This is a genomic window from Rhodoferax sp. (assembly GCF_028689305.1).
GTDB lineage: Bacteria > Pseudomonadota > Gammaproteobacteria > Burkholderiales > Burkholderiaceae_C > Rhodoferax.
Genome location: NZ_JAQTWM010000118.1, coordinates 1 through 8,982 on the forward strand (window position 1 = coordinate 1; position 8,982 = coordinate 8,982).

13 protein-coding genes are annotated in these 8,982 nt (G+C 61.9%); 3 read left to right on the plus strand and 10 right to left on the minus strand.

Annotation, left to right across the window (positions count from 1 at the left end; translation table 11 throughout):
• The 4 genes from PHW99_RS16910 to phnG all read right to left on the minus strand — a co-directional run.
• Positions 1-722, minus strand: a 722-nt coding sequence (locus PHW99_RS16910; RefSeq protein ID WP_300180341.1) for an alpha-D-ribose 1-methylphosphonate 5-phosphate C-P-lyase PhnJ, incomplete at its 3' end; no start/stop codon positions are given.
• Complete coding sequence (locus tag PHW99_RS16915) at positions 719-1,861, minus strand: carbon-phosphorus lyase complex subunit PhnI (RefSeq protein WP_300180344.1); 1,143 nt, start codon at positions 1,859-1,861, stop codon at positions 719-721. The genes PHW99_RS16915 and PHW99_RS16910, both read right to left, overlap by 4 nt.
• Before the next feature lies 1 nt (position 1,862).
• Positions 1,863-2,462 (minus strand): phosphonate C-P lyase system protein PhnH, encoded by a 600-nt coding sequence (phnH, locus tag PHW99_RS16920; RefSeq protein WP_300180347.1) that lies wholly within the window; start codon positions 2,460-2,462, stop codon positions 1,863-1,865.
• Positions 2,459-2,923: a phosphonate C-P lyase system protein PhnG gene (phnG, locus tag PHW99_RS16925; RefSeq protein ID WP_300180350.1), complete on the minus strand. Its 465-nt coding sequence runs from the start codon at positions 2,921-2,923 to the stop codon at positions 2,459-2,461. The genes phnH and phnG overlap by 4 nt, the downstream gene beginning before the upstream one ends.
• A 289-nt stretch (positions 2,924-3,212) precedes the next feature.
• Between phnG and phnF the strand changes: the two genes are divergently transcribed.
• Genes phnF through phnN form a run of 3 tightly spaced genes read left to right on the plus strand, consistent with a single transcriptional unit; the run spans position 3,213 to position 5,211 of the window.
• Complete coding sequence (gene phnF, locus PHW99_RS16930) at positions 3,213-3,971, plus strand: phosphonate metabolism transcriptional regulator PhnF (RefSeq protein WP_300180353.1); 759 nt, start codon at positions 3,213-3,215, stop codon at positions 3,969-3,971.
• Entirely contained in the window at positions 3,968-4,663 is a 696-nt protein-coding gene (locus tag PHW99_RS16935; RefSeq protein ID WP_300180356.1) for a DUF1045 domain-containing protein, read from the plus strand. Before phnF ends, PHW99_RS16935 begins: the two co-directional genes overlap by 4 nt.
• Positions 4,660-5,211, plus strand: a complete 552-nt coding sequence (gene phnN / locus PHW99_RS16940) for a phosphonate metabolism protein/1,5-bisphosphokinase (PRPP-forming) PhnN (RefSeq protein WP_300180359.1) — start codon at positions 4,660-4,662, stop codon at positions 5,209-5,211. Before PHW99_RS16935 ends, phnN begins: the two co-directional genes overlap by 4 nt.
• Positions 5,212-5,277: 66 nt before the next feature.
• Here the strand turns inward: phnN and maiA are convergent, their stop codons facing one another.
• The 6 genes from maiA to PHW99_RS16970 form a co-directional block, all read right to left on the minus strand.
• Entirely contained in the window at positions 5,278-5,919 is a 642-nt protein-coding gene (maiA, locus tag PHW99_RS16945; protein WP_300180362.1) for a maleylacetoacetate isomerase, read from the minus strand.
• Positions 5,916-7,019 carry a 2Fe-2S iron-sulfur cluster-binding protein gene (locus tag PHW99_RS16950; RefSeq protein WP_300180365.1) on the minus strand — a complete coding sequence of 368 codons (1,104 nt, stop codon included), beginning with the start codon at positions 7,017-7,019 and terminating at the stop codon, positions 5,916-5,918. The genes maiA and PHW99_RS16950 overlap by 4 nt, the downstream gene beginning before the upstream one ends.
• A gap of 6 nt (positions 7,020-7,025) precedes the next feature.
• Positions 7,026-7,607, minus strand: a complete 582-nt coding sequence (gene paaD / locus PHW99_RS16955) for a 1,2-phenylacetyl-CoA epoxidase subunit PaaD (protein WP_300180368.1) — start codon at positions 7,605-7,607, stop codon at positions 7,026-7,028.
• 5 nt (positions 7,608-7,612) lie between these two features.
• The gene (gene paaC, locus PHW99_RS16960) at positions 7,613-8,401 is read right to left on the minus strand and encodes a 1,2-phenylacetyl-CoA epoxidase subunit PaaC (protein ID WP_300180371.1); all 789 of its coding nucleotides are present in this window, start codon (positions 8,399-8,401) and stop codon (positions 7,613-7,615) included.
• A complete protein-coding gene (gene paaB / locus PHW99_RS16965; RefSeq protein WP_300180374.1) occupies positions 8,401-8,703 on the minus strand; it encodes a 1,2-phenylacetyl-CoA epoxidase subunit PaaB in 303 nt (100 codons plus the stop codon). The genes paaC and paaB overlap by 1 nt, the downstream gene beginning before the upstream one ends.
• Positions 8,700-8,982 (minus strand): Phenylacetic acid catabolic protein (locus tag PHW99_RS16970; RefSeq protein ID WP_300180377.1); only part of this gene is annotated, 283 nt, incomplete at its 5' end. The genes PHW99_RS16970 and paaB, both read right to left, overlap by 4 nt.

Sequence of the window (8,982 nt, forward strand, 5' to 3'; positions counted from 1 at the left end):
GCACAGGCGTGCGCCCAGTGCTGCACTTCAAACGGGTGGTCTTCAAAGTCCAGGCTGCGCACCGGGGTGTAGGGCGGTATGGCGTAGAGGCGTTTTTCGCGGCCCGCGCCAAACAGTTGCAGCGCCGGGTTCATGTGCATCTTGGGGTTGTCAAATTTCGGGATCGGTGAGGGCGACATCAGGTAACGCTCATTGACCATCACCGGATAGTCATAGGCGTGCGAGATGGCCCCGAGCTGCGCAATGTCTTCGTACAGGCGCACATGCATCAGGCCGTATTCGCTCAGGGCGTGCATCTTGATGGTTTCTTGCCTGCGCGGCTCCAGCTTGGACAGCGGCTCGGGCATGGGCACCTGGTAGACCAGGGTTTGCGCTTCGGTCAGCGGCACTTCAGGGATGCGGTGGCGGGTCTGGATCAGCGTGGCCTCGCGCGTTTTGCTGGTGGTGGCCACCCCTGTGGTGCGGGCAAAAAAGCGCCGGATGTTGACCGCGTTGGTGGTGTCGTCCGAGCCCTGGTCAATGACTTTGAGCACGTCGTTCTGACCCATGATGCTGGCGGTGATCTGCACGCCGCCAGTGCCCCAGCCGTAGGCAAAAGGCATTTCGCGTGAGCCAAACGGCACCTGGTAGCCCGGCACGGCCACCGCCTTGAGCAGGGCGCGGCGAATGCGTTTTTTGGTGCGCTCGTCCAGAAAAGCAAAGTTGTAATGTTGATCCATCATGCAGCCTCTTGCTGGATCGGGTTGAGATCGCGGGTGCGTGCCTCGGCATGGGCTTGGCGCAGCTTGCGCACCAATTCAAGTTCGGCCTGAAAGTCCACGTAATGCGGCAATTTGAGGTGCTGCACAAAGCCCGAGGCTTCGACGTTGTCGGCATGCGACAGCACAAACTCTTCGTCTTGCGCCGGGGCCACCCGTGGCTCGCCCAGCTCGTCGGCGCGCAGGGCGCGATCGACCAGCGCCATGGCCATGGCTTTGCGCTCGGCGCCGCCAAAGGCCAGGCCGTAACCTTGGGTGAACTGCGGCGGCACGTCGCGGCTGCCGCTGAACTGGTTGATCATCTGGCATTCGGTCACCTCCAGGTCGCCGATGTCAATGACAAAACCCAGTTCGTCAGGCACCAGTTCGACGCTGACCGTGCCGCGCCGGATCTCGCCCGCAAACGGGTGTGAATTGGCATAGCCGCGCTGGGTGGAGTAGCCCATGGCCAGCAGCCAGCCTTCGTCACCCCGCGCCAGCGCTTGCAGGCGCAGGGCGCGGTCGGCTGGGAACATCAGCGGGTCGCGGGTCAGGTCGCCGGGTGGCATGGCGTCAACCGCTTGCGGGGTTTCCAGCAGACCCTCACGCGCCAGCAAGTCGTTGATGCGGGGGACGGGGGCCGGTGGCGTCTCAAGGGCGAGGCACTTTTCCGGCGGGTTGTCACTGGCAACAGGTGAGCTGGCGCTGCTTTCCCCTTCGGCCAGCAGGGCAAAGTCGAGCAGGCGCTGGGTGTAGTCGTGAGTGGGCCCGAGCAGCTGGCCGCCGGGCACTTCTTTGAACGCGGCCGAGATGCGCCGCACCAACGCGATGCGGGCGGTGTCGAGCGGCTCGCTGTAGCCCAGGCGCGGCAAGGTGGTGCGGTAGGCGCGCAGCAGGAAGATGGCTTCCATCAAATCACCGCTGGCCTGCTTGATGGCCAGGGCCGCCAGCTCGGGGTCGTACAACGAGCCTTCACTCATGACCCGGTCCACCGCCAGTGAAAGCTGCTCACGGATTTGCGCCACCGTCAAGGCAGCGATGGCGGTGTCGCCCCGTCGTTGTTGCTCCAGCAAACGCCAGGAGCTCTCGATGGCGGCAGCGCCGCCTTTGACTGCGACATACATCTCAGACTCCTTCCAGTCGGCGCACACGGGTGGTGCGGGGCAGGCCCAGGGCCGCATCACCGCAGGTGAAAACCAGGTCGACCCCCTGCGGAAAAGCCGCGTGGTTGGCCTGCCACTGGGCCCAGAAATCGTCAGGCAAGCCTGGCAGGCCAACACGCTGCACGTCCGCAATGCCGGGGCCGCGCCACTCCAGGCTTGGGCCACCGGTCAGTGCGGGCAGCTCGATCAACAGGGTGCAGGACAACTCGGGGGCGGCTGCCGAGCCGGGTGCAAAGTCGGCCAGCGTGGGCAGCTGCGCCAGGTCGGTCAGCACCGCGAAGCTGGCTGTATCCGGTGACGGTGCCTCTGGCGCACCGGTGTGAAAACGCAGCCATTGCGGCAGGTCGGCATCCAGGCCTTGCCACCACACCGGGGTTTCATCGTCGCTCAGGGTCAACAGCAGACGCGCCAGCGCGCCACCCAGTGCCACCCCGGGCAAGGCCGGGCCGATGTGGCGCACCTGCCCTGGCCTGGCCAGCGCATCGATCAGCGCACGAAAGGCCTGCTGGCTGTCGTGCACGCTGTCGGAAAAACCAGGCGCCAATGTCAAAGTCTGGCTCATGCTTCACCCCGTACAAATGTGAAAAATTCAACCTTGGAACCAGCCACCGCGTGCTGTCTCTGCGCCCGGGCCCGGGCTTGCAGCCGGGCCAGTGGCGCAATCAGCTCGCGTTGCAGCGTGTCGTGGTGCTGCGGGTCTTGCAGCAGGGCATCGAACAGCGCGGCCAGTTCGGCGCGGCGTTTGTCGCGGCCCAGCGCATAGGCCACGCCCAGCGGCCCCTGGCCCAGCCGCACGGCGCAGCGCACGACACTGGCCTCACCCAGGTTGAACGGGTTGCCGGTGCCACCCACGCGGCCACGCAGCATCACCATGCCGATTTCAGCTGGGCGCACCCGCTGCAGTTCGGGCAGTTCACCCACGGTCAGGTGCATGTTTTCAAGTTCGGTCAGGGTGGCCCGCGCCAGCACGGCCAGCCAGGCCGGACGCGCGACAGTAACGTGGGTTGGGGAATCACTTGTCATACAAAGGTCTGGAACAGTCGGTTAAGTTGGAAACCCGTGCACACCGTTTAAACACGATGTCCATGGCCGCTAGTTGACGTTCTCAACATGAAGGATTTGTGACATTTCAGTCTTTCATGCCCACCGGGCTGGCACAGTATTCACTATCATTTTTATAGCTACATATGATGGATTGATGTGGGCTAAGGCCTGATTTCATGTCTATTTTTTCGGATACGTCCGTGGCTGTCACATAGATGTCTAAATCAGTCACTAGAGTGGCGCTTGTCCTCATTCACCGGAAAAGCCCATGCCCTTCAGACAACTCACCTGCAGCAGCTCGGGGCGGCGCAGCGGCGTCACCGTGTGGCGGCAGATTGCCGACACGCTGGCTACCGAGATTCGTGATCGCGCTTATGCCGACACGGGCCGTTTGCCCGGTGAGGTCGATCTCGCCACCCGTTTCGCCGTCAACCGGCATACCCTGCGCCGGGCGATGGCGGCGCTGCAAAGCGAAGGGCTGGTGCGCATCGAGCCAGGTCGGGGCATGTTTGTGCAGCATGAACTGCTGGACTACGCGCTGTCGCGACGCACCCGCTTCAGCGAAAACCTGCAGCGCCAGGGTTTTCTGCCCAGCAAACAACTGCTCACCGCCCGTGAAATACCGGCACCCGAGCGGGCCGCACGCGAACTCCAGCTGGCCAAGGGGGCCAAGGTGTTGAAAGTGGAAATGCTCGACGAAGCCAATGACGCACCGATCGGTCTGGCCATCGCCTATTACCCGGCGTTGCGGTTCACGGGCTTGCTGGAGATGCTGGCCGGGGGCACCCGCACCACCGACATCCTCAGGCATTTCGGTGTGCAGGACTATGTCCGCGAGCGCAGCCATGTCACCACCCAGATGCCGGATGATGAAACCGCCCGCCTGCTCAAGCAACCAAGCACCCGGCCGCTGCTGTGTGTGGAGTGTGTCGACGTGGACATGGATGGCACCCCCATCAAATATGGTGAAACGTTTTTTTGCGGCGACCGGGTGCAGTTGGTGATCGCTGCCGAGGGCAGCGCATGAGTCCGCGTTATGCCGTCTACTTCGCCCCCGGCAAGGACTCGCCGTGGTGGGCATTTGGCAGTCGCTGGCTGGGCCGCGACGAATGCCAGAACATCCCCCTCAGCCAGCCCCCCCTGCCACCGTTCACCCCCGACGAACTGCGGGACATCACCGCGCCGCCGCGCCGCTATGGGTTTCATGCCACGCTGAAGGCACCGTTTTACTTGTCTGACGGTTTGACCGCTGACCACCTGCTGGCGCGCCTGCAGGCACTGGCGGTCACGCTCAAGTCGGTGGCGCTGGGGCCGATGCAGGTGAGCACCCTGGGGGACTTTGTGGCGCTGAGGCCCATCACCCCCCCAGAAGATCTGGCCGTTCTGGCTGCAAGCTGCGTGACCGCACTCGATCACTTACGCGCACCTTTGTCCCAGACCGACCTGGCCCGCCGCCAGGAAGAACATCTCACGGCGCGCGAACGCACGCTGCTGCTGCAGTACGGTTATCCCTATGTGCTGGATCTCTTCCGCTTTCATTTCACCTTGAGCGGCCCGCTGCCGTGGCCTGTGGCACAGCAGGTGCAGCAGGCTTTGGCTGATCCGGTGGCCCGGCTCAATGCCACCACACCGTTGGTGCTGGACCGATTGTGTCTGTTCGTCGAACCGGCAACAGGCCAGCCCTTCCAGCGCCTGGCCGACATGGAGCTGGCGACATGAGTGGCCAGTGGGTGTTTGTGTGTGGCCCCTCCGGCGCTGGAAAGGACAGTGTGCTGGACTGGGCCGCCACCCATCTGGCGGCCCATCAGGACATTGTTTTTGCCAGGCGCATGGTGACGCGCGCGGTCAAGCCCGGTTCGGACCATGATCCCATCACCACCGAAGCGTTCACCCGCCTGATGGATGCCTGCCGCCTGGCCTGGAGCTGGCAGGCGCACGGGTTCCACTATGGCATTGACGCCCACTACGCGGAACAGGTTGCCGGTGGGAAAACTGTGGTGGTCAATGGTTCACGCGAACATGTCGCCGGACTGAAAACCACCCGGCAGGTCCGGGTGGTCCAGATCGTTGCCGAAGCCAGCCAGCTGGCATGGCGCATGCAACAACGCGGGCGCGACGCGCCGCACGAAATCAGCCGGCGGCTGGAGCGCAATACGCGGTTTGCCGGCCTGCAGGCAGACTGCACCATCCTGAATCATGGAGAACTGGCCGATGCCGGTCACCAGCTGGTGGGCTTTCTGATGGATACGACGCTGTCGTCAGCGTGAGATGGCGTACGTCTGCTGCACCAAGTGAATTGAGAAATTCTGAAACCACCGGACCATCTGACAATGTCAACGCGGCATGTCGGGCTGAACGGCCGGTGCCGCAAGCTGGAAGGCAGCCAAAGCACCGCAAGCCAGATCAATAGCCAGAATTTGTGGATAGGGGGAGATATCCACTTTGAACCGTCTGGCACTTTCTATTTGGGCTACCAAGTAGGCGTCAGCCAGGGTCGGGCCACCACCGAAACAAAAGTTGCCACGGTTTGGATCAGCAGCCAGCATGGTTTCCAGCGCCTCAAAACCGTCGTTGATCCAGGTAGCGCACCAGGTCAACACAGCAGCTTCATCGCAGCCCAGCGTGTGGCGCAGGTACTCCAGCACGCGGCGGTTGTTGAGCGGGTGAATGTCGCAACCGACGAGAGCGGCCAGGGCGCGCACACGGGCCCGATCATCCGGGTTAGACGGCAACAGTGGCGGTGTTGGGTAGCGCTCTTCCAACCATTCGATGATGGCAGGCGACTGCGTCAATATCAGATCACCATCCACCAGCGCAGGCACAAAACCCTGCGGATTGAGCGCCTTGAAAACGGCATCAAAATGCGCCTCGGCACGCAAATCGACCGCCACATAGTCCCAATTCAGGCCTTTGAGGTTAAGCACGATACGCAAGCGATGCGAGGTGCTGCTGCGAAAGTAGTTGTATACCTTCATCGCTCGTCAAAACTCACCGTCACATGTCCGCTGGTGGGACGCGATTGACAGCTCAATACAAAGCCCTTGTCGGTCTCCCAGGCTTCCAGGCCAAAATTCTTGTCCATCACCACGCTGCCTGTCATGACCTTGCAGCGGCAGGTGGCACACACCCCGCCTTTGCAGGAAAACGGCAAATCCAACCCGGCAGCCATCGCCACGTCCAGCACATGTTCATCCGGGTTCATGTGCAGCGCGTGTGATTTGCCATCCAGCACCACGGTCAACGCCACCTGGCCTCCAGCGGGCAGCCTCAAATGCGTCACCGCTGCCTGGCGGGCTTCGGGGCTCAGTGCCTCCAATGTGGGTGAGGTAAACCGTTCGGTATGCACCTGTTTGGCGGGTACACCCGCCTCCAGCAAGGCCTTTTCGGTGACCTCGATCATGGCCTCGGGGCCACAGATAAACACCTCGTCCATACTGCCCACGGGGAGCAGCGCGTTGATGATGGCACGCACCTTGTCGCCGTCGATCCGCCCCTGCATCAGGTCAGCTTCCTGGGCCTGGCGCGACAGGATGTGGATCAGTGTCAAGCGACCGGCAAAACGGTCTTTCAGGTCTTGCAGGGCTTCGTTGAACATCACACTGGCCATGCTCCGGTTGCCATAAACCAGTGTGAATTTGGAGTCGGGCTGGTCTTCCAGCGTGCTGGCCATGATCGACAGGATCGGTGTGATGCCTGAGCCAGCCGCAAAACCCACCCGGTGCAGCGCACGCGGACGTTTGGACACAAAACGGCCATCGGGCGGCATCACCGCCAGCGTGTCACCGGGTTTGAGCTGGGTCGCGGCCCAGTTGGAGAACACCCCATCTTCCATCGGGCGGATGCCCACCACCAGCTCATGGTGCTTTTTCAGGTGGCTGTGGGTGCAGCAGATCGAGTAACTGCGGCGCACGTCGGCACCCTCAATCTTGCTGCGCAGAGTCAAGTACTGGCCGGGCTGGAAGTCAAAACTCTCCAGCAGGTCATCGGGCACGCTCAGGGCGATGGCCACCGCGCCAGCCGCCTCGGGGCTGATGCGGGCCACACGCAAATCGTGAAAACGGGGGGATGTAGACATGATGGCTTAATAAGGTTTGAAGTAATCAAAGGGTTCCATGCAGCTCAAGCAGCGGTACAGCGCCTTGCACGCGGTCGAGCCAAAGTGCGAAGTTTCGGTCGTATTTTGTGAGCCACATTGGGGACAAGGCACCGTCATAGCTGCGTCACAAGCTACTCTTTTAGAAGCAAACTGGATCACGTTGGCCGCCGGTGTGCCACAGCCGCTGGGGTGTGGTGGCGCAATGCCATAGGCACGTAATTTCTCACGCGCCTCAGGTGTCATCCAGTCGGTCGACCAGGCCGGGGCGATCTGGGTCAACACCCGGGCCGCCACACCTGCTTGTGACAAGGCATTCACTACGTCGTCTGCCATTTGGCTCATGGCCGGGCAGCCACTGTAGGTCGGGGTGATGACCACCTCCAGCCCGGTGGCGGTCTGGCGCACGACACGCAAGATGCCCATCTCACGCAGGTTCACCACCGGAATCTCGGGGTCAGTCACCGACTCCAGCAGGTTCCAGATGGCATAAAACGGCTCATTGGGCTGCTTCTTGGCAATCGGGCCGTCTGGCAGATGCAGCAGGCTTGGGGTGGCATCCACTTGCATGGTGTTTACCAGACAGCTTCAGGATGGGCGCGTGCCAGACTCTGCATTTCCGCCAGCACAAAGCCCAGATGCTCGGAATGTAGGCCGGTTTTGCCGGTGGTGACAAACCCGCCTGCGGCCGGACGTTTGAGGGTGGCCTCAACCAGGGCCTCGTCGACCAAGTCATTCCAGGCGGTTTGCAATGGCCGGGTGTCCACCCCCATGCCAGTCTTGACCACCGCGGTTTCCATCACGCTTGGCGTGAAGAACTCCTGGGTGTAAGGCATCAAGTGATTGATGGCGGCTTGCATCCGGGCATGGGATTCGTCGGTGCCATCCCCCAGGCGCACCAGCCAGTCACGGGCATGGCGCAAATGGTATTGGGTTTCCTTGAGCGACTTGGAGGCAATCGCCGCCAGCTGTGCATCGGCCGAACTCTTGAGTGCGTCCCATACCAGCACCATCAAGGCGCTGTAGAGAAAATTGCGGCCAATCGTCACGGCGTAGTCCCGGTCACCACTGCTGGTGGGGGCCAGCGCGGTGCTGTGCGGCAATTCCAGCAGGGTGTAATTCTTGAAATCCGGCACATCACGAAAGTAGGCCAGCAGGTCTTCGCTGGTCTTGCCGTCCTTGCGTACCGTGGCCACATGTTGATAAAGCAGGCGGGCTTGGCCAATCAGATCCAGGCTGTTGTTGGCCAGCGCCAGGTCTTCCTCGATGACCGGGCCATGGCCACACCACTGGGCATTGCGCTGGCCCAGGATGACCGCGTTGTCCGCCAGATGCAGCAGGTAGTCTTGGAAATAGGCTGCCATTACATGTGCCCCACTTCTTCAGGAATGTCATAAAAGGTGGGGTGGCGGTAGATCTTGTCTGCGGCTGGCTCAAACATCGCATCTTTGTCTTCCGGTGCACTCGCCGCAATATTTTTGGACGGCACCACCCAGATGCTCACACCTTCCTGACGGCGGGTGTAGACATCACGCGCCATTTGCAGCGCATGCTGCGCGTCACTGGCGTGCAGGCTGCCGCAGTGCTTGTGCTCAAGCCCTTGTTTGCTGCGAACAAATACTTCCCAGAGGGGCCAATCTTTGAGGGCGGGGGTTGAGGTGGTCATGCGGTCTCCTTGGTTTGTTGAGGTTGGTGTTTGCGGGCGTGTGCCAGGGCGGCATCACGCACCCACTGGCCATCGTGATGCGCTTTGACACGGGTGGCCAGACGCTCGCGGTTGCAGGGACCATTGCCGTTGACCGTGGCCCAGAATTCGTTCCAGTCGATCTCGCCATGGTCGTAATGCTGGCGCTCCTCGTTCCATTTGAGCTTGGGGTCGGGCAGAGTCACGCCCAGCACATTGGCTTGTGGCACGGTGGCATCGATGAACTTCTGACGCAAATCG

Excerpts from the sequence above, each read along its gene's own strand:
- PHW99_RS16915 (WP_300180344.1), bottom strand. The coding sequence starts at position 1,861 with ATGTATGTCGCAGTCAAAGGCGGCGCTGCCGCCATCGAGAGCTCCTGG.
- phnH (WP_300180347.1), bottom strand. The coding sequence starts at position 2,462 with ATGAGCCAGACTTTGACATTGGCGCCTGGTTTTTCCGACAGCGTGCAC.
- phnG (WP_300180350.1), bottom strand. The coding sequence starts at position 2,923 with ATGACAAGTGATTCCCCAACCCACGTTACTGTCGCGCGTCCGGCCTGG.
- phnF (WP_300180353.1), top strand. The coding sequence starts at position 3,213 with ATGCCCTTCAGACAACTCACCTGCAGCAGCTCGGGGCGGCGCAGCGGC.
- PHW99_RS16935 (WP_300180356.1), top strand. The coding sequence starts at position 3,968 with ATGAGTCCGCGTTATGCCGTCTACTTCGCCCCCGGCAAGGACTCGCCG.
- phnN (WP_300180359.1), top strand. The coding sequence starts at position 4,660 with ATGAGTGGCCAGTGGGTGTTTGTGTGTGGCCCCTCCGGCGCTGGAAAG.
- maiA (WP_300180362.1), bottom strand. The coding sequence starts at position 5,919 with ATGAAGGTATACAACTACTTTCGCAGCAGCACCTCGCATCGCTTGCGT.
- PHW99_RS16950 (WP_300180365.1), bottom strand. The coding sequence starts at position 7,019 with ATGTCTACATCCCCCCGTTTTCACGATTTGCGTGTGGCCCGCATCAGC.
- paaD (WP_300180368.1), bottom strand. The coding sequence starts at position 7,607 with ATGCAAGTGGATGCCACCCCAAGCCTGCTGCATCTGCCAGACGGCCCG.
- paaC (WP_300180371.1), bottom strand. The coding sequence starts at position 8,401 with ATGGCAGCCTATTTCCAAGACTACCTGCTGCATCTGGCGGACAACGCG.
- paaB (WP_300180374.1), bottom strand. The coding sequence starts at position 8,703 with ATGACCACCTCAACCCCCGCCCTCAAAGATTGGCCCCTCTGGGAAGTA.